The sequence below is a fragment of the Falsirhodobacter sp. 1013 genome, assembly GCF_051195255.1.
Classification (GTDB): Bacteria; Pseudomonadota; Alphaproteobacteria; order Rhodobacterales; family Rhodobacteraceae; genus Falsirhodobacter.
The window spans coordinates 17,262-38,982 of record NZ_JBNJLK010000018.1 but is presented as its reverse complement, the minus strand read 5'-3'; the positions used below and the strand labels follow the sequence as shown (position 1 = coordinate 38,982).

23 protein-coding genes and 7 pseudogenes are annotated in these 21,721 nt (G+C 65.1%); 11 read left to right on the top strand and 19 right to left on the bottom strand.

What is annotated here, in order from left to right:
- Positions 1-277: 277 nt before the first annotated feature.
- Positions 278-481, bottom strand: a pseudogene (locus ACSHZY_RS16600) (transposase); the annotation flags it as partial.
- Between the two features lie 180 nt (positions 482-661).
- On the opposite strand from ACSHZY_RS16600, the gene ACSHZY_RS16595 reads away from it, so the two are divergent.
- Genes ACSHZY_RS16595 through ACSHZY_RS16565 form a run of 7 tightly spaced genes read left to right on the top strand, consistent with a single transcriptional unit; the run spans position 662 to position 6,531 of the window.
- Positions 662-889: a transposase gene (locus ACSHZY_RS16595; protein WP_435171018.1), complete on the top strand. Its 228-nt coding sequence runs from the start codon at positions 662-664 to the stop codon at positions 887-889.
- A 59-nt stretch (positions 890-948) separates the two neighbouring features.
- Positions 949-2,109, top strand: a complete 1,161-nt coding sequence (locus ACSHZY_RS16590; RefSeq protein WP_435171017.1) for an alpha/beta hydrolase family protein — start codon at positions 949-951, stop codon at positions 2,107-2,109.
- 49 nt (positions 2,110-2,158) lie between these two features.
- Positions 2,159-3,097: a VOC family protein gene (locus tag ACSHZY_RS16585; protein WP_435171015.1), complete on the top strand. Its 939-nt coding sequence runs from the start codon at positions 2,159-2,161 to the stop codon at positions 3,095-3,097.
- Positions 3,098-3,121: 24 nt separating this feature from the next.
- Entirely contained in the window at positions 3,122-4,285 is a 1,164-nt protein-coding gene (locus ACSHZY_RS16580; protein ID WP_435171014.1) for an FAD-dependent oxidoreductase, read from the top strand.
- Between the two features lie 60 nt (positions 4,286-4,345).
- On the top strand, positions 4,346-4,930 hold the full coding sequence (locus ACSHZY_RS16575) for a cupin domain-containing protein (RefSeq protein ID WP_435171012.1): 585 nt from the start codon (positions 4,346-4,348) through the stop codon (positions 4,928-4,930).
- Positions 4,927-5,631 carry an SDR family NAD(P)-dependent oxidoreductase gene (locus tag ACSHZY_RS16570; protein ID WP_435171010.1) on the top strand — a complete coding sequence of 235 codons (705 nt, stop codon included), beginning with the start codon at positions 4,927-4,929 and terminating at the stop codon, positions 5,629-5,631. Before ACSHZY_RS16575 ends, ACSHZY_RS16570 begins: the two co-directional genes overlap by 4 nt.
- Positions 5,632-5,643: 12 nt before the next feature.
- Entirely contained in the window at positions 5,644-6,531 is an 888-nt protein-coding gene (locus tag ACSHZY_RS16565) for an NAD-dependent epimerase/dehydratase family protein (RefSeq protein WP_435171009.1), read from the top strand.
- Between the two features lie 79 nt (positions 6,532-6,610).
- Here ACSHZY_RS16565 and ACSHZY_RS16560 read toward each other — a convergent pair.
- Positions 6,611-7,006, bottom strand: a pseudogene (locus tag ACSHZY_RS16560) (integrase core domain-containing protein); the annotation flags it as partial.
- Positions 7,007-7,054: 48 nt separating this feature from the next.
- Between ACSHZY_RS16560 and ACSHZY_RS16555 the strand changes: the two are divergent.
- Positions 7,055-7,474: pseudogene (locus ACSHZY_RS16555) on the top strand (integrase core domain-containing protein); the annotation flags it as partial.
- 91 nt (positions 7,475-7,565) lie between these two features.
- Here the strand turns inward: ACSHZY_RS16555 and ACSHZY_RS16550 are convergent.
- A pseudogene (locus ACSHZY_RS16550) lies at positions 7,566-7,883 on the bottom strand (hypothetical protein); the annotation flags it as partial.
- A 224-nt stretch (positions 7,884-8,107) separates the two neighbouring features.
- Between ACSHZY_RS16550 and ACSHZY_RS16545 the strand changes: the two are divergent.
- Positions 8,108-8,545 (top strand): annotated as a pseudogene (locus ACSHZY_RS16545) (transposase); the annotation flags it as partial.
- Between the two features lie 90 nt (positions 8,546-8,635).
- Here the strand turns inward: ACSHZY_RS16545 and ACSHZY_RS16540 are convergent.
- From ACSHZY_RS16540 to phnG, 12 genes and pseudogenes are all read right to left on the bottom strand, one after another.
- Positions 8,636-8,982, bottom strand: a pseudogene (locus tag ACSHZY_RS16540) (transposase); the annotation flags it as partial.
- A gap of 32 nt (positions 8,983-9,014) precedes the next feature.
- Positions 9,015-9,107: pseudogene (locus tag ACSHZY_RS16535) on the bottom strand (transcriptional regulator); the annotation flags it as partial.
- A gap of 137 nt (positions 9,108-9,244) precedes the next feature.
- Complete coding sequence (locus ACSHZY_RS16530) at positions 9,245-9,607, bottom strand: hypothetical protein (protein ID WP_435171008.1); 363 nt, start codon at positions 9,605-9,607, stop codon at positions 9,245-9,247.
- A 114-nt stretch (positions 9,608-9,721) separates the two neighbouring features.
- Positions 9,722-9,850, bottom strand: coding sequence for a hypothetical protein (locus tag ACSHZY_RS16525; protein WP_435171006.1), 129 nt, complete (start codon positions 9,848-9,850; stop codon positions 9,722-9,724).
- Entirely contained in the window at positions 9,850-10,968 is a 1,119-nt protein-coding gene (locus tag ACSHZY_RS16520; protein WP_435171004.1) for an alpha-D-ribose 1-methylphosphonate 5-triphosphate diphosphatase, read from the bottom strand. The genes ACSHZY_RS16525 and ACSHZY_RS16520 overlap by 1 nt, the downstream gene beginning before the upstream one ends.
- Positions 10,969-11,269: 301 nt before the next feature.
- A complete protein-coding gene (locus ACSHZY_RS16515; protein WP_435171001.1) occupies positions 11,270-11,785 on the bottom strand; it encodes an AAA family ATPase in 516 nt (171 codons plus the stop codon).
- Positions 11,782-12,441, bottom strand: coding sequence for a phosphonate C-P lyase system protein PhnL (phnL, locus tag ACSHZY_RS16510; RefSeq protein ID WP_435170998.1), 660 nt, complete (start codon positions 12,439-12,441; stop codon positions 11,782-11,784). The genes ACSHZY_RS16515 and phnL overlap by 4 nt, the downstream gene beginning before the upstream one ends.
- A 2-nt stretch (positions 12,442-12,443) precedes the next feature.
- A complete protein-coding gene (phnK, locus tag ACSHZY_RS16505) occupies positions 12,444-13,199 on the bottom strand; it encodes a phosphonate C-P lyase system protein PhnK (protein ID WP_435170995.1) in 756 nt (251 codons plus the stop codon).
- A complete protein-coding gene (locus ACSHZY_RS16500; RefSeq protein WP_435170993.1) occupies positions 13,196-14,023 on the bottom strand; it encodes an alpha-D-ribose 1-methylphosphonate 5-phosphate C-P-lyase PhnJ in 828 nt (275 codons plus the stop codon). Before ACSHZY_RS16500 ends, phnK begins: the two co-directional genes overlap by 4 nt.
- Positions 14,020-15,096 (bottom strand): carbon-phosphorus lyase complex subunit PhnI, encoded by a 1,077-nt coding sequence (locus tag ACSHZY_RS16495; protein WP_435170991.1) that lies wholly within the window; start codon positions 15,094-15,096, stop codon positions 14,020-14,022. The genes ACSHZY_RS16500 and ACSHZY_RS16495 overlap by 4 nt, the downstream gene beginning before the upstream one ends.
- Before the next feature lies 1 nt (position 15,097).
- Complete coding sequence (gene phnH / locus ACSHZY_RS16490) at positions 15,098-15,649, bottom strand: phosphonate C-P lyase system protein PhnH (RefSeq protein ID WP_435170989.1); 552 nt, start codon at positions 15,647-15,649, stop codon at positions 15,098-15,100.
- On the bottom strand, positions 15,649-16,077 hold the full coding sequence (gene phnG / locus ACSHZY_RS16485) for a phosphonate C-P lyase system protein PhnG (RefSeq protein WP_435170987.1): 429 nt from the start codon (positions 16,075-16,077) through the stop codon (positions 15,649-15,651). Before phnG ends, phnH begins: the two co-directional genes overlap by 1 nt.
- A gap of 93 nt (positions 16,078-16,170) precedes the next feature.
- Between phnG and phnF the strand changes: the two genes are divergently transcribed.
- The gene (phnF, locus tag ACSHZY_RS16480) at positions 16,171-16,884 is read left to right on the top strand and encodes a phosphonate metabolism transcriptional regulator PhnF (protein ID WP_435170986.1); all 714 of its coding nucleotides are present in this window, start codon (positions 16,171-16,173) and stop codon (positions 16,882-16,884) included.
- On the opposite strand, the gene phnE (ACSHZY_RS16475) is transcribed toward phnF, so the two are convergent.
- The 4 genes from phnE (ACSHZY_RS16475) to phnC are packed head-to-tail and all read right to left on the bottom strand — an operon-like array spanning position 16,881 to position 20,835.
- Complete coding sequence (gene phnE, locus ACSHZY_RS16475; RefSeq protein WP_435170985.1) at positions 16,881-18,191, bottom strand: phosphonate ABC transporter, permease protein PhnE; 1,311 nt, start codon at positions 18,189-18,191, stop codon at positions 16,881-16,883. The genes phnF and phnE (ACSHZY_RS16475) overlap by 4 nt on opposite strands.
- Before the next feature lies 1 nt (position 18,192).
- Positions 18,193-19,035 (bottom strand): phosphonate ABC transporter, permease protein PhnE, encoded by an 843-nt coding sequence (gene phnE, locus ACSHZY_RS16470; RefSeq protein WP_435170984.1) that lies wholly within the window; start codon positions 19,033-19,035, stop codon positions 18,193-18,195.
- A gap of 46 nt (positions 19,036-19,081) precedes the next feature.
- The gene (gene phnD / locus ACSHZY_RS16465) at positions 19,082-19,981 is read right to left on the bottom strand and encodes a phosphonate ABC transporter substrate-binding protein (RefSeq protein WP_435170982.1); all 900 of its coding nucleotides are present in this window, start codon (positions 19,979-19,981) and stop codon (positions 19,082-19,084) included.
- A gap of 20 nt (positions 19,982-20,001) precedes the next feature.
- Positions 20,002-20,835, bottom strand: coding sequence for a phosphonate ABC transporter ATP-binding protein (phnC, locus tag ACSHZY_RS16460; RefSeq protein ID WP_435170981.1), 834 nt, complete (start codon positions 20,833-20,835; stop codon positions 20,002-20,004).
- Between the two features lie 193 nt (positions 20,836-21,028).
- On the opposite strand from phnC, the gene ACSHZY_RS16455 reads away from it, so the two are divergent.
- A complete protein-coding gene (locus ACSHZY_RS16455; protein ID WP_435170979.1) occupies positions 21,029-21,631 on the top strand; it encodes a histidine phosphatase family protein in 603 nt (200 codons plus the stop codon).
- The last annotated feature ends 90 nt before the right edge of the window (positions 21,632-21,721 follow it).

The following is a 21,721-nucleotide window of genomic DNA, read 5'->3' as shown; positions in this document are numbered from 1 at the left end:
GGCCGGTGCGGCGAAAGGGGCGTTTGCCTATACTATCCGCCCCGCACTTAGCGTTTGGCATTTTCCTGCCGGGCGGCCTCAAGGGCAGCGTTCAGCTCGATGACATTGCTCCGGCCTGCATCTGTCGGTTTGTTATCTCCCTTGACCGTTCTGGACGATGATGTGTCGATGGGAACGTCATCGCGGCGGAAATTGGCGATCTGTGTTTCCCCATCGCCTCGTTCAATTCATCGCAATTCATCATAATGAACCTCTGCTTGATGTAGAGCGCCTGGTGCGGCAGCTTCAAGAGCACCTTCACCATCCGGCAGATCTGGATGGCCGCATCGGAGAACACGGGCGGGCGGCCAGGCCGCGAGGCCTTGGTCGCCAGCCACACCATGTCCTTGTCGAGCCAGATCGGCCGTGATCCGCGCCGCCCCAGGGCATCATCGAAGGAGGACCAGTTCGCGCGGTAACGGGCAGCTTTGGGCTTGCTCAGGCGAGGACGCCGAGCCGACCAGATCGAGCGCGTGCATCCTGCGGCAAGCAAAGTTCTGCAACAATGCCGGTCACATCGGTCAATACTCATTGGAGATTATGCCACTAACCGGATGACGTCTCGATGGCGATCGACGTTTTCTGGGGCCTTCGGCGGCCAAAGCGGCCGTGATCCGATGCCGTGAAGGGGCAGGTGGCGGCCGAGAGGGTTGTTGAGGGTGCTTTAGTAAACGAGGTGGCGAGGCGCCATTCTCTGAAGCCGGGCCACCTTTCGGTCTGGCGAACGCTTGCACCGAAGGCAAGTCGTCGACGGTCCGCCATCCGGCGCAGGAGTTGGCAATTCACCTACAACCGTACATACATATTCGGCGAATACTTCAGATTGAATGAATCAATTTCAAAAATATAAATCAGGAACATACCTTCGCACCAAGAGCCTGTGGCGCGACTGCGGGTGGAGGAGGAGCTATGTTCAAATATTTCCCTAAAAACTACGTGTGGAACCTGTCGGTGGACCTAGCCATCGAGAGCGGTGCCAAGATGGGCGAGATCGAGGAGATGTGCGCTCCGCTGATGGATGCCTCGAACGCTCCGGATGCCGAGGGAGTTCGGGCCTTCGCCGAGACCTGGCGGCAGATGAGCGACAAGCTGTATGGCTTGGCGCAGGAGGATGAGGACAACGGCCGAATGCTCTCCGCGGGGGAAAAGTATCTGCGCGCCTCCGTGTACCTTACGACCGCCGAGCGCCTTCAGGGGCATGGCGCGCCGGGGCGGCTGGCGCTCTACAAGCGTTCCCTCGACCTCTTCATCCTTGGCATAACTCTGTCTGGCGCCAATTGCGAGCGTGTCGAGATCCCGTATGAAGGAACCTATCTCTCCGCCCTTTACGTGCGCGCCGAAGGCGTGACAGGACGGCAGCCGGTCGTGGTTCAGGTCAACGGGCTCGACAGCACGAAGGAGATGAAATACTTCGTCGGCCTTCCCGCCATGCTGGCCAAGCGCGGCATCGCCAGCCTGATCGTCGATCAGCCCGGCACCGGCGAGGCGATCCGCCTGCAGGACTTGCGCGCCCGTTTCGACAGCGAGCACTGGGCCTCGCAGGTGGTGGACTGGCTGGAAACCCGGGACGACATCGACCCGAAGCGGATCGGCATGGAAGGCGTATCGCTCGGCGGCTACTACTGCCCGCGGGCCGTGGCGTTCGAACCCCGCTTCGCCTGTGGTGCCGTCTGGGGCGCCAACCACGACTGGCGGCACGTCCAGCAGCGGCGCTTGGAGAAGGAAGGCAACTTCCCCGTGCCGCACTATTGGGAGCATGTTGAATGGGTCTGGGGCGCGAAGGACCTGGACGACTTCATGCGCATCGCCGAGAACGTCCACCTCGACGGCATTCTTGACCGCATCCGGGTGCCCTTCCTCGTCACGCACGGGGAGAAGGACAGCCAGATTCCGCTGAAATGGGCGCATCGTACCTATGACCAGCTCATCAACAGTCCGAAGCGCGAGCTCAAGATCTTCACCGACCGCGAGGGAGGCGTCCAGCATTCGAGCTTCGACAACCCGTCCAATGCCGGCGCCTGGATCGCTGACTGGCTGGCCGAGACTCTGGGCGGGCGGACGGCAATTTGACGCGGCACGACCTGCCGGAGGGCAGGCATTCCTCGGGAGGGAGAAGCAAATGGATATCATCGGACCGGACTATCTGGTGTTTGGCGTGGACGATGTCGCGGGGTGCAAGGAGTACCTGACGGACTGGGGCCTGACACCCGTCGACGTGACGGAGAAGGGCGGTACCTTCGAGGCGCTGGACGGCACCGGAATCATCATCCGCCACCGAAACGACCCCGGACTTCCGCCGGCGCTTCCGACGGCGACGATGCTGCGGCAGCAGATCCTGGGCGTCACCAATGCGGCGGCGCTGAATGCGATCGAGGCCGAGATCGGTCGCGACCGACGCGTGACGCGGCTGGCGGACGGCGCGATCGAGTTCAAGGACGATCATGGTTTCGAACTGCGCTGCCAGGTGAGCACGCGGCGTGTCCTCGACATGCCGGCGGAGAAGATCAACGCTCCCGGATCGCCCGCCCAGCGTGCGCCGAACGAGATCGGCGTCTGGGAGGGGATGCCCGCGCTGCCCCGGTCGCTCAGCCATGTGGTGCTGTTCGTGCCCGACATCGAGGGCGCTGCGCGGTTCTACTGCGAACGCCTCGGCTTCCAGGTCACGGATGTCCTGACCGGCGCCGGGCCGTTCCTGCGCCCGCAGGCGAACGAGGATCACCACACGCACTTCTTCATCCAGACGCCCGAATACATGAAGGGCTGCGAGCATCTCGCCTTCCACATGGGGGGGCCGACAGAGATGATGCTGGCCGGGACGCGTTTCGTGAACAAGGGCTACCAGAGCTTCTGGGGTCCGGGGAGACACAAGTTCGGGTCGAACTGGTTCTGGTATTTCAACAGTCCGCTTGGCTGCCATTTCGAATACGACGCCGACATGGACAAGCACGACAGCACTTGGACCCCGCGGGAAGCAAAAGCGGGCCCGGAGGCGGCGCAGATATTCCTGTTCCAGCACCGGGAGAAGTGGTTCCCCTCTGGCGGGCCGGAAAAACATTGACCACGCGCTGCCAGGGAGGGCGGCGTGACGCAACATCAGAAGGGGGGAGCCATGACCGTAGAAATCAAGGCGCGGAGAATACTGATCATAGGGGGCGGTTTTTCCGGCATGACCGCGGCGCTGGAGTTCGCCCGTGCGGGCGATGCCGTCGAGATCGTCGAGATCGACCCTGACTGGCGAAGCTACGGCGCGGGGATCAGCTTGCATGGCGCGACCTTGCGGGTCATGCAGCGGATCGGCATCTATGACGCTTATCTTGCCGTCGGCGCGGTGACGGACGGGGTGGACATGCGATCCCCCCTGGACGACCGCGTCGTGCTGTCGATGCCGACGCCAAACGTAGGTCCCGGCCTCGCGGGTGGCGGCGCGGTCATGCGTCCTGTGCTGGCGGGGCTTCTGCGCGATGCCGTGCGCAAGACCGGCATCCCGGTCCGCCTGGGCGAAAGCTTTCGCAGCATCGAGGACGGCCCCGACGTGGTGCGCGTCACCTTCTCCGACGGGAGTGTGGGCGGGTATGACCTCGTGGTCGGTGCCGACGGACTGTATTCCGCAACGCGCAGGGCGGTCTTCCCCGAGGCCCCCACGCCGCGCTTCATTGGTCAGGCCGTGTGGCGTGCCGTGGTGGCGTTGCCGGCCGGGATCGAGCGGCCGACAATGTGGATTTCGGGCAAGCTGAAGGCAGGGTTGAACCTTGTCAGTCGCGACGAGGCCTATCTGTTCGTGACCGAGAACCGCCCCAGCAACGCTTTCGTGGATCCCGGCACTTTCGTCTCCGCGCTCCGCGAGCTGCTGACGGCATTTCCCTCGCCGATCCTGTCGCAGGTGCGGGAGGAGCTGGGCGACCACAGCCAGATCGTCTACCGGCCGCTGGAACAGCTTCTGCTGCCGCGTCCGTGGTATCGAGGCCGGGTCGTGCTGATCGGGGATGCTGTGCATGCGACAACCCCGCATCTGGCTGCAGGTGCCTGCATCGGGGTCGAGGACGCGGTGGTTCTGGCCGAAAGTCTCGCGAAGACCCCCGACCTCCAGAAGGCCCTCGGGATGTTCGAGGCCCGGCGGTGGGAGCGCTGCCGCCGGGTGGTGGAAGACTCCGGCCGCCTGGGCGAGATCGAAATCAACGGCGGCGATCAGCGCGAACACGCGCAGATCATGACGAGCGCGCTACACGCCTTGGTTGAGCCAATCTGACGCCTCCGTCGTGCACCGCGCGGCAGCAACACTGACATCCGTCATCGAAAGAGGTCATGCATGACATCCTTACCCCCGATCCACCGCGTCGTCACCGGGCACCGGGCCGACGGTACGGCAATCATTGTCGAGGACGAGGCGCTCGCCCATGTTCATCCGCTGAAGAACCTGCCGGGGACGGTGTTCCACGAGGTCTGGTCCACTCCTGCCGCGCCTGTGATTGCGATCACCGAGGGCGATCCCGTCGCCGGTCCGGTGAGCCTTTCGCCGCCGCCCGGAGGTACCCGGATCCGTTTCGTCGACATCCCGCCGGACACCGAAGATTATCTCAAGACGGGTGCCGCGAAGATGAGCGGTGCCTTCACCGAGATCGGCGAGAGACACGCCTCAACCGTGCGGGAGGACGCACCCCATCCGCTGATGCATCGCACGGAATCCGTCGATTACGGCATCGTCATCGACGGCGAGATGACGTTGGTTGTCGATGACGGCGAAACCGTCCTGCGCCCGGGGACCGTGGTGATTCAGCGCGGCACCAACCATGCCTGGGCCAACAGGTCGGGCAAGACCTGCCGGATGCTGTTCGTGCTTGTCTCGGCGGAGTATGAGCCGGATCTGGGGCAGGCGATCCAGGACCGGGGATGAGCGGTCCGTTCAGCCTCTCCGGTCGCCGGGTTCTGGTGACCGGGGCGGGCGGCGGGCTTGGACGGGCGCTGTGCGACATGCTGGCCGGACAGGGCGCCGAGGTGCTGAGGTCCGACCTCGATGCCGGCGTGCGGGCCGATCTGTCCACCGCGAAGGGGGTGGCCGATCTGGCGCGCGCCGCGGAGGATTTCCTTGTCACGGATCTGGTGCTCAACGCGGGGATCGAAGGGCCGCGTGGCCCGGCTGAACCCGAGGAGGTCTCGCGCGTGTTCCAGATCAACCTGCTGGCTCCGCTGGCGCTGGCGCAGGCGTTGGTGCCGGGAATCGCGGCCCGCGGCGGCGGGACAGTGGTGCTCATGGCCTCCATCGCCGCGATGCGCGGCAATGGGGTCCTCGGGGTCTATGGCATGACCAAGGCCGCACTGGCGCAGCTGGCGCGCAATCTTGCGGTGGTCTGGGGGCCGCATGGCGTGCGCGCCAATGCAATCTGTCCCGGCCTGATCGACACCCCGCTGGCGGCGAGGCTGCTGGCCGACCCGGTGTTCATGGCCGCACGCATGAAAGCCACGCCACTGCGGCGGCCGGGACAGCCCGGCGAGGTTGCGGGAACCGCGGCATGGCTTCTGTCGCCTGCGGGCGGGTTCGTCACAGGGCAGACGATCGTAGTGGATGGCGGCACGCTGATCGCCGATGGCAGTTGAAGGGAAACGGACATGAAGATCATCGTCACGGGTGCGGACGGCTATGTGGGCCGGGGGCTGGTTGCGGCATTGGCTGCGGCGGGGCACGGGCTGGTGCTGGTGGACCGCGTCATCACGCTGCCACCGGCGGAGGGGGTGGAACAACGTCCCGGCGACCTGACCGATGCCGGCTTCATCGACACGCTATTCACCGAGGAGCCGGATGCGGTCGTTCATCTTGCCTCCGTGCCGGGATCGTTTGCCGAGACGCGGCCCGAATTGGGCTGGCGAGCGAATGCCGAAGCGACCTTCGCGCTGATGCAGCGGGCAAGGGGCAGGTTTGTCTTCGCCTCCTCCATTGCCGTCTACGGGGATGTGGGCCTTACGCCCGTCACCCCAGAGACGCCGCTCTCGCCGCAGATGAGCTATGGGGTGCACAAGCTGATGGGCGAGCTCCTGCTGTCGGATCTGACCCGGCGCGGGGCGCTGTCCGGGGTAAGCCTGCGCTTGCCCGGACTCGTGGCGCGCCCGATGACGGAGACGGGCCACGGCTCTGCCTTCATGAGCCGCGTCATCCAGCACGCGGCGCGCGGCGAGGCCTATGCCTGTCCGGTTCCGGAAACGGCCATGTGCTGGTGGATGTCGCGCGACTGCTGCGTGGCCGCGATCCTTCACGCCTTGGCCACGGAAGGTGGCCCGTCCGTGGTCCAGCTTCCGGTGCTGCGTGCATCCGTCGGCGCGGTTGCGGAGGCGGCTGCGAAGCTGGGCGGATACCCGTTGCGGGTCACTTGGGGTGATGATGCGACGCTGGAGCGGTTGTTCGGCGCGATGCCGCCCGTGGACCAGGACGTGGCGCTGTCGCTCGGTTATCGGCCGGATCCGGATCTGGACGCGCTTGTCCGGGCGGCGCTGGTCGGCTGAGGAGCGGTGCCGCGTTATCACATGTAGGTGCGGATGCAGCCCGGACGGCCCTGTCCGTCCAGCTTATGCACCGCGGCATTCACGAAGCTGTTCGGCATCCAAGGTAAACACTGCGGTCATCGGGATCAGGCGCAGACCCTCCGGCGCCATGATGGCGCCGAATTCCTTTGATGTTCAGTCCTGGCATCTGGTGGATCGGGTTCAGGATGAATCTGTCCGGCTCTTCTGTCCAGATCTTGCAGACGTATTCGTAGGGCGTGAGGCCGCCGAGGGTCTTGAGCCTGCGCGCGAAGCTTCAGACGGCCATGACGTCGCCAAGATGCGTCCGCAGTTGATCATGGTGGTCATAGTGCAAGCGTTTGACGGTTGCGTCTTTCATCGTCCTGTTCATTCGTTCGACTTGACCATTGGTCCATGGATGATTGGGCTTCGTCAGTCGGTTTTCAATGCCATTCGCCTCGCAGATCATGTCGAAGCGCATCGGCCGGGAGTAGATGGTGTGCCGGTTCCGAGGCTGCTCGGCGACGAGTTCAGCCGCGAGTGCCTGACGATCAGGGTGCGGCGCAAGCTGAACTCGACCGTCGTGGTTGATGCGCTGACCGACCTGTTTATCCTGCGCGGCGTGCTCTCTTTTATCCGCTCCGACAACGGCCCGGAGGTCATCGCCTTGGCCGCCCGGGACTGGATCAGGGCGGTCGGCGCAAAAACGGCTTACATCGAACCGGGATCGCCTTGGAAGAATGGCTATTGCGAAAGCTTCAACGTCCGCTTCCGCGACGAACTGCTGAACGGGGAAGTCTTCTACAGCCTCCGCGAAGCCCAAATCCTGATCGAGCGATGGAGAAAGCACTACAACACAAAACGACCACACAGCGCATTGGGCTATCGCTTGCCGGCTCCGGAAACCTTCATCTCGATGGACCAAAGGCCGGTCGTGCACTAACTTTCAAACTGGACCACTCAGGTGGGGCTGATCAGTTGCAGGCGAGGAGGGATCAGGAAACGGTCCGGTGGACCGTTTCCCCCGACATGAAATGCAGTGCCGATCGCGTCAGGTGAGGGATGGAGGGCTGAAGGGCATAAGGGCCGTCATCCAGTGGCAGCCGCGCAGGGTGCCAGAACGCCGCGATCACCGCCCCCTCCGCCTTGGACAGAACCGTCGAGCGCGGCTCCGACGGCCCGATCTTCATGTCCTCGACGCTTGCCCGCCCGCACCACTTCGAAACGGTCTTGGGGGTCGTCGGGAAAACGATTCACCGGATCGTTTTCTGCTCCTCCTCACTCCCCAACTCCCGGCTCCGCTGCGCGAGCGGCGCCTGCGATCGCGGTATCGCTGCTCGGACAGACTGCATGGCCGCGGCGCTGCCGTGACGAACGGCCCATAGGGCATCCTTCCATTCCAACGAAAGGATCGCACCATCAAACCGTGCGATCAGACACCCAAGCACAAGATGCCTGTTATTTGCCAATAGACCTCTTGAAATGGGTGCTGAAGGGCATGATGGTGATCTTCGGAGCAGGCCAGAGAGGCTCCTCGCTTGCCTTTAAGAACGCAATCTCGCACAAGGTTTTTTCAGAGGTCACCGGCAGCCAGGTTGGCCATGCGCCTATTCTGCCCGACCTTCTAGGCCAGATTCCTGATGATCAGCCCATGGACAGGGTCACAGCGGATTGTGCTTATGACACCCCCGCCTGTCATGCCGCCATCGCGTCGCGCGGGGCGGCAGCGGTCTTTCCGCCCTGCAAGAACGGTAAACCTTGGAAGGAACAGGGCAGGAGCAACGACCCGCAACGACGCGCTGCAAAGTTGCCGCCGCCTTGGCCTGACCATCTGGAAGCGTAACCGCCCGCCATCGACGATGTTTGGTCGAGACAAGGATGAGCTGCTTCAAGCTGCTGGGCGAGCGTCATGTCGGGCTACTTCGACCGGCAAGTCGCCGAGCTTCAGATCCGGGCGGCCATCCTGAACCGCTTCACCGCCCCCGGCACGCCGCTCACGCGACGCGCAGGATAAGTCTGTCCAGCAAAAGGGTCGCTCCGGCCATCACAGGATTTGCGCAACAAACCCGTGCGATCCAGAAAATTCCATCAGAGACAAGGCGATGATGGGCCCTGACACGCGTCGGTTGGATACGTTGACCACCAGAGTTCCTTGCCGTCGGCTCAGGGTGGAGACGTCCGGCACCGGCCAGTCGAGCCCTGCCATTTCCAGAATTCTGAGCACCACCCCCGGTGTCTGCCGAAGCGGCCGGCTAAACAGCGCCGTCACCATCAGGCAGAACTGGATGGCCGCATCGAAGACCACCGACGGGTGGCCGGGCCGCCCCGCCTTGGGGCCAGCCACACCATGTCCTTGTCGAGCCAGATCAGCAGCGACCCGCGCCGCCCAAGGGCATCATTGGAGGACGGCCAGTTCGTCGTGCCGTGACGGGCAGCTTCGGGCTTGCTTATGCGGAGACGCTCATGGTTGCATGCTGCCATGCCTTCGGACCCGTCTGGATCAGCAGCCGCATGATGCGCAGCCGCGTTTCTTGCGACAGTGCCGCGAAGGCGGTAAGCGCACGTTCCTCTTCCATCGCATCAACACCTCAAGCATTATAGTGACGAGTAGGCTTCTTGAAAAGGCGGGCAGCCTTGTTCGTCACCACCTCCATGGATCTCATAACTCTCCTTGCAATGACCGTGAGGATCTCACTCAAGCCGTCGGACTGCCTTATATTTGGCCAGAAACGCGGGCACAGGGAACAAGCGTGAAATCTTCCAGAGCATTGCGCAGGTGGTTATGCGGCCAGTGCCACCATGCCAACGCCTGCAGTCGGGCGACCGGATCTTCCGGCAGGCGGCGGCGCAGAAACAAGGCCGGCAGGCCAGCAACGATGGTGCAGTGGGCCACATCATGCGTCACGCCCGCGTCGGCCGCGATCACCGCTCCATCGCCGATGGTCAGCCCGGGCTTGATGATCGCACCATGGCCGATCCACGTGTCGTGGCCGATATGGGTCAGGCGCGCAGAACGTGCCGCGGGAAGTGCCTCATCGTCCAAGGCGTCGTCCCAGGAGTAGCTGGAGCGATACATGGAATTGTGCAGGCTGGCACGGTCCAGCGGATGATCGGTCGGCCCGATCCGCACGCCCGACGCGATGTTGGCGAACTTGCCGATCCCGGCGTTGGCGATGTCGCAGCGGGCCCCTCAAGAGGAATAATGGCCACGGATCGCGTGGGTCAAAACGCTGTCGGCGCCCACTTCCGTGCACGAGCCAAGGTTGGAGTTTGTCAACGCCATGGGCTGGTGCAGCGTGGGGGTGGGTGCGAGTTTCATCACGCCACCCTGCGTCCGGAAACCCAGGTTTCCCGCAGATAGGGTTGAACCCCCGGCATGGAAACGCGGATCAGGTCGGCCCGCAGGCCGGCGGACAGACGTCCCCGATCCGTCAGACCAGTGGCGGCGGCCGGGGTGGCGGTGACGGTCGCGAACCCCTGCGCGAGATTGCCCCAAAGCGTTCCCAGATGCACGGCCGAAGTCAGAAGCGCGGCGGGGACATAGTCGGAGCTGACGATATCCAGCAGGCCCGCCTCCGCAAGGTCGCGGGCGGCGATGTTGCCCGAATGGGACCCGCCACGGATCAGGTTCGGCGCGCCCATGATGTTGCGGATGCCCGCAGCGCGGTTGGCGGTCGCCGCTTCCAGCGTCGTCGGGAATTCCGCCAGCCGGATGCCATAGCCGGCAGAGGTCGCGACATGTTCCGCAGTCGTGTCATCGTGGCTGGCCAGCACCGCCCCCCAGCGGTTGGCGGCGGCGACGGTGGCGGCCTCGTGCGCGGTGCCGTGCAGGTCGCGAAGGCGGATCAGGGTGGCGCAATGCGCCTCGAACGCGCTGCGGGACATGCCGCGCTTGCCCATGGAATACTGCGCGAACTTGTCCATGTCGCGAAACTGGCGCTGGCCGGGTGTGTGGTCCATCAGGCTGACGATGCCGATGCCGTCGGCCGGGCCGAACTCGTCAAGTTCCTCGGCCAGCGTTTCGGAGCAGACTTCGGCCCTCAGGTGGATCAGGTGGTTGATCCGCAGGTGGGGGCGGATGCCCATGATCTCGGTCGCCAGATCCCGCGCATAGCGCAGATAGGTGGAATTTCCGATGGAGCCCACGCGAAGCGCATCGAACACGGTGGTGATGCCGGTTCCCGCCAGCTCCGCATCATGGGCGACGATGGCGGCGGAATGCGGCCAGTCCACGCCCGGACGCGGCTGGATGTGACGCTCCAGATTGTCGGTGTGCAGTTCGATCAGGCCCGGGGCGATCAGGTCGCCTTCGCAGTCGATGCCGGTGCGGGAAGTGTCCCCGACCTCCGCGATCAACCCGTCCCGCACCACCAGCGAGCCCGCGCGCACCTCGTTTTCCAGCACAAGTCTGGCATTCGTGAAGACTGTTTCGGTCATGTCTTGTCCTGGATCGTAGAGCCGCGCATCGTGCCACGGAGATGTGTCAAGGCTGCGATAAGGGGTCGCGAGGGAAAGGAAAACTGGCGAAGGGAGACGCGATCCATCAGCCGCCGACGCGCACTCCGGATCGAGAGGGGGTCCGGGCCCAAGTGATGGACGGGTTCGCCTTCCGTATCGCCCTGACCGGCCCACACAACCAGGCTCTGGAGGCTGTGGCCACCGTTCGGACCGCAGAACCCAGCACCGAAAGTTGCTTGGGGAGCGAGGATGAGGCCGCCCGTTTCCATCTTCTGCGTCATCATCCAGCCCGACCGTCGAGGATTGCAAGGAAGGCCGCCACGGCGTCTTCCAGCGGTCCGCAATTGTCGATCTCGTGCACGATCAGCCCGTCGGGCAGAGACGCGTCGCGGGTCAGGCGTCGTGCGATGTCCTCGGCCGTTTCGCGGCCCCTCTGCGCCAGGCGCTGCGCGCGGATGTTCGGGGGGCAGGTGATGTGGATCACCTCCAGCCCGGGAAACGCCCGCGCCGCCTCGGCCAGTTGCTTGCGCGAGCCGTTGAAGATCACCGGGCCGCGGTCGGGCTTCGGGATGGCATAACGCAGGCCATGCGCCTCCCAGACCAGGGCGAAGTCTCCCGCCGCGTGGCGTGCGTCGAAGGCGGCGTCGCTTACCCCCTCGAACGGCTCGTCGCCGTCACGTTCGGGGCGGGTGATGATGCGGCGCAGGATGGCAAGGTCCGTCCGCCGGGCGCGGACGGCGTTGATCACCGTGTCCTTCCCTGCGCCCGAAGGTCCGACGACGGCGAAGATCCTCATGCGCCCATCACGATCAGGCGGTCGCAGACGCGGTCGCGCGCCTCCTCGTCGTGGAAGATGCCGACGATGGCGGTGCCGCGGGCCTTTGCCTCCTCGATCAGGCACAGCACCGTTTCGCGGTTCTGCGCGTCGAGGCTGGCGGTCGGTTCGTCCAGAAGCATCACCGGCACCTGCCGGATGAAGCCGCGCGCGATGTTCACGCGCTGCTGCTCCCCACCCGAAAAGGTGGTCGGGGACAGGCCCCAGAGCCGTTCGGGAATACGCAAACGGGTCAGCAGGCCACGCGCGGCCTCCAGCGCCTGATCTTCGGTAACGAAGGCCATCAGCGGTTCGGCCACCACGTCCAGCGTCGGCACGCGGGGGACGACGCGCAGGAACTGGCTGACATAGGCCATGCGTTCGCGCCGCAGCGCGATGATCTCGCGCGGCTCGGCCCGAGCGACGTCGGTGCCCGCAACCGTGATGGTCCCGCTGGCGGCAAGGTAGTTGCCCCAGATCATCCGCATCAGCGTGGATTTGCCTGCGCCCGAGGCGCCCTTCAGCCCGACGCATTCACCTGCGGACACGGACAGCGACACGTCCGTCATCACGGGGATCACGGCCGATCCCTGGTTGTGCAGCGTAAAGGTCTTGGAAACGTTCCGAAGTTCGATCATGGTCACACCTGCAATACGGACGAAACGAGAAGCTGGGTATAGGCGTGTTGCGGATCGTCCAGCACCTGATCGGTCAGCCCCTGTTCCACCACGTGCCCCCCCTTCATCACCATCAGCCGGTCGGCCAGCAGCCGCACCACCGCCAGGTCATGCGTGACGATGATGGCCGACAGCCCCATGCGCCGCACGAGGCCCCTCAGCAGGTCCAGAAGCCGCGCCTGAACGGACACGTCGAGCCCGCCCGTCGGTTCGTCCATGAACACCAGCTTCGGCCCGGTGACAAGGTTGCGCGCGATCTGCAGCCGCTGCTGCATCCCGCCGGAAAACTGCCGGGGGCGGTCGTCGATCCGGTCGGCGCCGATTTCCACTCGTTGCAGCCAATCCTCGGCGGTGTCGCGGATGTTGCCGTAATGGCGCGCGCCGACAGCCATCAGGCGTTCGCCCACGTTGCCCCCCGCACTGACGTTCATCCGCAGCCCGTCGCGGGGGTTCTGGTGGACGAATGCCCAGTCGGTGCGGCCCAGCCGGCGACGTTCGGACTCGCTCAGCTTCAGCACGTCGCGCCCGTCGAAGATCACCTCCCCCTTGTCCGAAGGCTGGTGCCCCGCAAGGCAGGACAGCAGCGTGGACTTGCCGGACCCGCTCTCGCCGACGATGCCCATCACCTCCCCGGGCCAGAGATCAAAGCTCACGTCCGTGCAGCCGATGCGGGTGCCATAGCGCTTCTCGATTCCGCGGACTTGCAGAAGGGGGGTCATGGCGCACTCCTTTCCCGGCAGAAGGACGTGTCCGAACAGACGAACATGCGGCTGCCGGCGTCGTCGGTGATGATCTCGTCAAGGTAGCTGTCGGTGGATCCGCAGATGGCGCAGGGATGGTCGGCCTTGCCAGCCACGAAGGGGAAGTCCTCGAAATCGAGGCTTTCGACCTTCGTGTGCGGCGGCAAGGCGTAGATCCGCTGTTCGCGACCCGCCCCGAACAGCATCAGGGCCGGGCTGTTGTTCATCTTCGGGTTGTCGAATTTCGGGATGGGCGACGGGTCCATGACATAACGATCCTCCACCTTCACCGGATAGGCGTAGGCGGTCGCGATCTCGCCATGCCGGGCGATGTCCTCGTAAAGCTTCACCTGCATCAGGCCATAATCCTCCAGCGCGTGCATGCGCCGGGTTTCGGTTTCGCGTGGTTCCAGAAAACGCAGGGGTTCGGGGATGGGCACCTGGAAGACCATGATCTGGCCCGCTTGCAGGGGCGCCTCGGGGATGCGGTGGCGGGTCTGGATGATGGTGGCGTCCTGCGTGCGTTCCGTCACCTCCACCTCGGCCGTGCGCTGGAAGAACTTGCGGATGGACACGGCGTTCGTCGTGTCGTCGGCGCCCTGGTCGATGACCTTCAGCACGTCGTCGGATTTCAGGCAGGCCGCCGTCACCTGCACGCCGCCCGTGCCCCAGCCGTACGGCATCGGCATCTCGCGGCTGGAAAAGGGCACCTGATAGCCGGGGATCGCGACGGCCTTCAGCAGCGCCCGGCGGATCATCCGCTTTGTGTCTTCGTCCAGATAGGCGAAGTTGTAGTCCTTCATTCCGCAGCCTCCTGCTGTGCGGCCGTGCGCAAGCGCCGGATCAGTTCCAGCTCCGCCTGGAAATCGACGTAATGGGGCAGCTTGATGTGTTCGAGGAAGCCGGTCGCCTGGATGTTGTCGCAATGGGACAGGACGAATTCCTCGTCCTGCGCCGGGGCGCCGACATTGTCCTCGCCCAGTTCCTGCCAGCGCAAGGCGCGGTCGACCAAAGCCATGGAGATCGCCTTGCGCTCGCACTGGCCGAAGGTCAGGCCATAGCCGCGTGTGAATTGCGGGGGTTCGGTCTTGGAGCCCGTGAACTGGTTGACCGTTTCGCATTCCGTCAGTTCGATCTCACCGATCTCGACCGCGAAGCCAAGCTCGGGGATGTCGAGTTCGACCGCCACGGTGCCGATCCGCAACTCGCCCACAAAGGCGTGGTTGCGTCCGTATCCGCGCTGCGTTGAATAGGCGAGGCCGAGGATGAACCCCTCATCCCCGCGGGTCAGGGATTGCAGGCGCAGGGCCCGGTCGGCCGGCAGTTCCAACGGTTCCCGCGTCAGGTCACGGGGGATGGTGTCGTCGGGCGCCGCCCGTTCGATCAGCCCGTCCTGATCCAGAAAGGACAGGATGCGGGGCGTCTCCAGGATGTCGGCCGGCGCTTGCGGGGCAGCGGGCGCGTCGGCCTCGGCCATCAGCGCGAAGTCCAGCAGGCGGTGGGTGTAGTCGAAGGTCGGCCCCAGGATCTGGCCACCCGGTGCGTCCTTGAACGTGGCCGAGATGCGGCGGCTGACCTGCATCCTTCCCGTGTCCACCGGAGCCGACGCGCCAAAGCGCGGCAGCGTGGTGCGATAGGCGCGGATCAGGAAGATCGCCTCGATCAGGTCGCCGCGCGCCTGCTTGATCGCCAGCGCGGCAAGGTCCGGATCGTGCAGCGAGCCTTCGGCCATCACGCGGTTGACGGCCAGCGTCATCTGCGACCGGATCTGTGGAACGGTCAGTTCCGGAAGGGCTGGATCGCCGCGACGTTCCTCGGCCAGCCAGGCATGGGCGTTGTCGATGGCACGCTCGCCACCCTTGACGGCAACATACATTTCAAAGGGCCTCCAGCCGGGTGGTGCGGGGCAGGGCCGACAGCGTGTCCCCGCAGGTCAGGAACAGGTCCAGACCCAGCGGGAAACGCGTCGGACGGTTGCCGGGAACATGGGCATCAAGATGGCCGTCGATGCCGGGCCCCGTCAGCCGGTGGGTGGCAGCGCCAAAGCCCGCGATTTCCACGACCAGCGTGGCGGAACGGTCGGGGTATTCCGCGATGCCCATTCCGAACCGGTCCAGCGGGTGCAGCGCGTCCCACGTCCCGATGGCGAACTGGGCATGTGCGGCGTCACAGATCGGCGCGCCAGTGTGGAACCCGATCCAGCGGCGGATCGCGTCGGTGTCATGCGCGCCCGCCAGATGCACTTGGGTGCCGGTGTCGGTCAGCGTCAGCACCAGAACGGCCGCAGCGGCCGACAGCGGGGCGGGGGCCTCGGCGAACCCCATGGCATGGCGGGTGCCGGGGCGGGCCATGGCGTCCAGCGCGGCCCGGAAGGCATCGGCCGACTGGCGGGGCGGGTCGATGAAACCGCCTGCGAAGATGTCGTCCATCAGTCTTCTCCCCGGACCAGCGTGAAGAACTCTACTTTGGTGGCGGCGGCCTTTGCGCGCCGCGCGGCGGCCCGGGCCTCGGCCTCCGTCCTTAGCGGGGCAAGGATCGTGGCCTGTGTTCCCTGCGGGTCGTCCTGCATCAACGCGTCCACGACGGCCGCCCGGGTTGCATGGGCCTTGTCACGGCCCTGCACATAGGCGTGTCCGACGGTGCCCGACGGCAGGCGCAGGGTGCACCGCGTCACTGTCATCTCACCCAAGTTGAAGGCGGTGCCGGTTCCGCCGGCGCGTCCCCGCACCATCACCGTTCCAATCTCGGGGGTGCGGGCGGAGTGGTGCACCGGCAGGTTGGGCAGCAACTCTGCGAGCCGTGCAGGGGCGGTGCGTGCCAGCAACCCCATCCACTCTTGCCGGTCCTTAGGATTCATTTCGACACCTTGCCAACTTGTCTAGTTATATATACAACTCGACAAGTAGCGGGTGATCCGTTTTCGCTCAAGCCCCTCAATGGTAAACCTTTCATGACACGTACGCCCCTCTGGACCTCCATCACCGAAACGCTGGCGGCCGAGATAGCCGGAGGGCGGCGCGGCCCGGGCGACAAACTGCCGTCCGAGGCGGAACTCTCGGCCCGCTTTGGCGTCAACCGGCACACGGTGCGGCGGGCGCTGGCCGAGCTGGCGGCGCGGGGCCTTGTGCACGCAAGGCGGGGGGCGGGGGTTTTCGTGCAGGAAGGACGGCCCGTGGATTATCCGATCGGGCGTCGCACGCGCCTGTCGCAGAACCTGGCCGCCGCAGGGCGGGAAGCGGGGCGCCTGATCCTGAGCATGGAAACCCGCCGCGCCAATCTGGCCGAGGCGGAGGCGCTCGATTTGAACCCGGGCGCCTTTGTGCACGCGGTGGAGGGGATCAGCCTTGCGGATGGGTTGCCCTTGGGGATGTTCCGCAGCGTCCTGCCGGCCGACCGCTTTCCCGGCATGTTGGAGGTCCTGCGGCAAACACCCTCCATCACCGAGGCGCTGCGGCGGCAGGGGGTGGAGGATTACACGCGGTCGGATACCCGGCTCACGGCGAAAAGGGCCACCGCGACGATGGCCCTTCACCTGCGTCTGCGCGAAGGCGATCCGATCCTGCGCACGGTTTCCATCAACGTGGACGACCGAGGGCGGCCGGTGGAATATGGTCACACCTGGTTCGTCGGCGACCGGATCACCCTGACGGTGACGCCCGACTAACCCTTGATCAGCTTCCGCCGGATCCAGCCCGAAACCGTGTCCATCAGCATCACCATCAGCACGACCAGGATGATGTAGTACGTCACGTCCTCCCAGTCCTTCTGGGTCTGGATCGCCTGCGTCAGCAAAAGCCCGATGCCGCCGCCGACGATGGCGCCGATGACCGTGGCCCCGCGCGTGTTCGATTCCAGCATGTAGAGGATCTGGCTTGTGATGACCGGCATCACCTGCGGGATCACCCCGAAGCGGTTGCGCTGCACGGCGTTGGCGCCGGTCGACCGCAGCCCCTCCACCTGCTTGTCATCCGTGTTTTCCAGCGCCTCGGAGAACAGCTTGCCGAAGCTGCCGGTGTCGGTGAGGAAGATGGCGAGCGCCCCCGTCAGCGGCCCCGGGCCAAAGGCGCGAGCGAGGATGATCGTCCAGATCAGGCCGTCCACCCCGCGCAGGAAGTCGAACACCCGGCGGATGCCAAAGCGCAGCGGCATCGACGGGCCGAAATTGCGTGCCGCAAGGAAGGCGAGCGGCGTCGCCACGATGGCCGACAGCATGGTGCCGAGGAACGCCATCAGCAGCGTCTCGAACATGGCCCAGGCCACGTCGGCGTGCCGCCAGGCCGTGTTGTGCCAGAAGTCCTTCCACATCGCCGCAGCGTTGGAGGTGCCCGGCACCACCTGCGCGTCCGAAAAGAGGGAGGCCGCCCGTTCCCCCCAGCCCATGTCGTAGAACGGGCTTTCGGTCGTGAAGAAGAACATGGGCCAGCCGAGGAAGTAGCGGAACGTCTCGCTCCGCGCCTTTGTCACGGTCAGCCGGCCTTCGGGGCGGGTGATGCCCACGCGGGTGTCCGAAGCGCTGATCCAGTCCGGAATCACGCCATCGGGCGTGGTGAGCGTGATGCCGCTGCTGGCGGGCACGATGGTGACGGTGCCGTAATCGGGGATCACCATCCGCACGTCGTCGGGGTTGTAGAAGACCTTCACGCCGCCGCGCAGCTCCACCTCGGTCGTGCCGCCTTCCGCCTTCACCCAGTCGGGCCAGCGGCCGTCGGGGATGCGGCCGTTGCGTTCACCGTCGATGGCCACCACCGTCTCGTCCCGCCGGTTGTCGCGGGTGACCTGCACGCGGTGGCTGTAGGTGTCGCGCAACAGGACGGCGGCGTTGTCCAGGCGGATGCGTTGCGCCAGCCCCCCGACATCGAAGGCAAGGAAGATGTAGATGAAATACGCAAGAACCGCGCCAAGGGTCGCGAAGGCGGTCCAGCGCTTGCGGCTGATGCGGCGGTTGGCGTCGGCGAAGATTGCGGCGGTCATGTCAGCGGCCCTTCACGAGGACGTTGCGGAAGTGGCCCGACACCTGGTCGATGACCATGATCGTCGCGAACAGCAGGAGGAAGATCGCGGCCGCCGCGTCATAGCGGCCCTGGCCCCAGCCGATGGCCACTTTCAGCTCCGCCCCGATGCCCCCCGCGCCCACGAAGCCGAGGATGGCGGAAGCGCGGACGTTGATCTCGAACCGCAGCAGGCCATAGGACAACCAGTTCGGCGCGACCTGAGGCAGCACCGCGAGGAACATGCGCTGGAACCATCCGGCTCCGACGGATTGCAGGCCCTCGACCGGCTTTCCGTCCGCATTCTCGTTCACTTCAGAAAAGAGTTTTCCAAGCGCGCCGGTCGTATGGAAGGCGATGGCCAGCATCGCGGGCACCGGCCCGGACGAGAGCATGAAGATCAGGATCAACGCGATCACCACGTCGGGGATGGCGCGGCTGATGTCCAGCACGCGCCGGATCAGCGGCACGAGGCGTGGGAAGGGCGCAAGACCCGGCGTCGCCATCAGCGACAGAAACCCGCCCGCAATCGCGCCGATGACGGTGGCGGCGGCGGCGATGTTCAACGTCTCGATCAAGGCGGGAAGATAGTGCAGGATCAGGCCGGGCAGGTTGGCGGCTTTGGTCAGCGCCTCATTCAGCAATTCGGCCGGGAAGTCGAAGACGCGGTGCAGGCCCGACAGGAAGCCGCCCGCGTTGCGGTCGTTCGCAAGCTGGAACCCGCTGGCCATCACCGCGACGAACACGACCAGAAGGACTGTGGAATACGCGCGTTTGCGCCGCGCCTGCGCCAGATAGCTGTCGCGGATCAGGGAGATGTTGGTCATGTTCGGTCCCGGTGGAGGTGGCGGGCCATGGGGCCCGCCCCTCGGATCAGCTGCCGGTCATCCGGCGCGCCTCGACGATGGACTCGTATTGCTCGTGCGTGACGGGGATGAAGTCTTTCGCCTCCCCGCCCGCGACGCCGTAGGCGCAGTCGGCGTCCGTTTCCCAAAGATTTGCCGTCAGATCGGTCACCCTGGTGCGGACATCTTCCGGCAGGGCGTTGCGGACGACCATCGGACCCTCGGGGATCTCCTTCGACTTCCAGATCTGGACCAGGTCGTTCATGTCGACCAGACCCGCATCGGCTGCCTTGCGCAGCGCGCCGGTGTTGTATCCGTCTTCCCATGCGCCTTGTCCGTCCGCATAGGTCACGCCGCCGTCGATGTCGCCGTTGTTGACTGCGACGATGGTCTGTTCATGACCGCCCGTGAACCTCACGTCCGAGAAGTACTTTCCCGCCTCCATGTCGATTCCGGCCTGCGTCAGTTCCACGTTGGGGATCAGGTAGCCGGAGGTGGAGTTCGGGTCGCCGAAGCCCATCACCTTGCCCTTCATGTCCTCGATCGAGGTGATGCCGCTGTCCTTGCGGGCGACCCCGATCGAATAATAGCCGATGGTCCCGTCCTGGTTCTGCTTGACCAGAACCGGCGTCACGGCGTCCGGGTCGGTCAGGTAGATCTTGGCATAACCGGAGGCGCCCAGCCACGCCATGTCCAGCGTGCCGCCCAGCAGTCCTTGGATGACGCCGTCATAATCGGCGGGCGTGAAGATCTTGACCGGAACGCCCAGCGATGCCTCGATCGCGGAACGGTAGCATTCCTGGTTCGCCAGCCGATCCTGGGCGTTTTCGCCACCCAGGATGCCGATGTTGAAGCCCGTGATCTCTTGGGCGTGAAGGGGGGCTGCAACAACCGTGGTGGCCAGCAGCGCGGCAAGCATCTTTTTCATGGTCATTTCCTTTGGAAAGTTCAGTGGGACAGCATCGAACCGGCATAGGCGCGGTCCGTGGCGTCGTTGACGTGCAGCGCCTCGATGGAGGTGGAGGTGGCTTCTTCGCGGAACTCCGCCCCCGCGCCGTAGATTTCCCGGGCGACCGAGATCGTCAGCTGATCAGGGCGTCCGTCGAAGACGATCCGCCCCCCGCGCATGCCGATCACGCGATCGCAATAGCGGCGGGCGGTATCAAGCGTGTGCAGGTTGGCGATGACGGTGCGGCCGTCTTCCCGCTGGATGCGGCGCAGCGCGTCCATCACCACCTGTGCGTTCATCGGGTCCAGGCTGGCGATGGGTTCATCGGCCAGGATGACCTTGGGATCCTGCATCAGGGCCCGCGCAATCGCGACCCGCTGCTGCTGGCCACCCGACAGCGCCTCGGCACGCTTTCCGGCCTGTTCGGCAATGCCCAAACGATCAAGGATGTCGATGGCCCGGCGGATGTCGGAACTTGGCCAGACGTTGAACAAGGTGGGCAGGGTGCCGCGCCGGTTCAGCAGGCCATGCAGCACGTTCGACACCACGTCCATCCGCGGCACGAGGTTGAACTGCTGGAAGATCATGGCACACTGGCTTTGCCATTCGCGCTTCTGGCGCCCCTTCAGGGCCAGAACGTCGGTGCCATCAAAGAGAAGCCGGCCGGACGTGGCGTCGGTCAGCCGGTTCATCATCCGCAGGAAGGTGGACTTGCCCGCCCCGGACCGGCCGATGATGCCGATCATGGCCGGCCGCTCCACCGAGAAGCTGGCGGCATCCACCGCCGTGGCCTCGCCAAAGATTTTCGTGACGTTGTCGACGAGCAAAAGCATTTGGCACTCCTGTTGAAGGCGGTGCTTAGAGACGTGGCGTGACAAATGCGCGACCGGGGCGTGACAGAAGCATGAACACAGTAGGCCTTGGGCGCAGAGTGGCCCGGATGAGCGAAGGACCGCCTGAGGATGCTTGACCATGGCCCGGGGCGCTGAGAATGTCGCGACAGCTTCTCGACAAGGGTCCATCTTCATGCCTCGGTTGGCACGTTATCTTACCCATCCTCAGGTGCACATCGATGCGACGGTTGACGTCGGCTCCTGGTCGCTGAACGAAACGGGTGCGGCACGTGTTGCGGCCCTTGTTCAGAACCTCGGGGTGCTGAGGGACACCCGGCATGTTTTCAGCAGCGAGGAGACGAAGGCGCTGGAGACGGCGACACCCCTGGCTGCGGCCTTGGACCTTCCCGTGCAGGTGCGGCCGGGGATGCACGAGAACGACCGGAGTGCAACAGGATTTCTGCCACCGGATGAATTCGAAAGGGTGGCTGACCGCTTCTTCGCGGAACCCCTGACCTCGGTACGTGGGTGGGAAACGGCGGCGGACGCGCAGCGCCGCATCTTGAAGGCGACACTCTCCTGCCTGGCCGAAGCCGGGGAGGGCGATGTGCTTTTCGTCGGGCACGGAGCCGTGGGAACCTTGCTGTTCTGCGCCTTGGCGGGCCATGGGATCGACCGGCGCTTCGATCAGGGTCCCAATGGCGGGGGGTGCTGGTTCGACTTTGACATTGACGACCCGGTGCCGCGCCACGGATGGCGACCGATGGAAAGCCTGTCGGCCAAAGGGGGAGCCTGAGGCAAGTTCCCAGTGCTCGTCCGCAAGCCGAAACGCGCGCCGGCGGAAGTCCGACTCCCGCAGGGCGTGGCGCTCGCGTTGCGACATTTC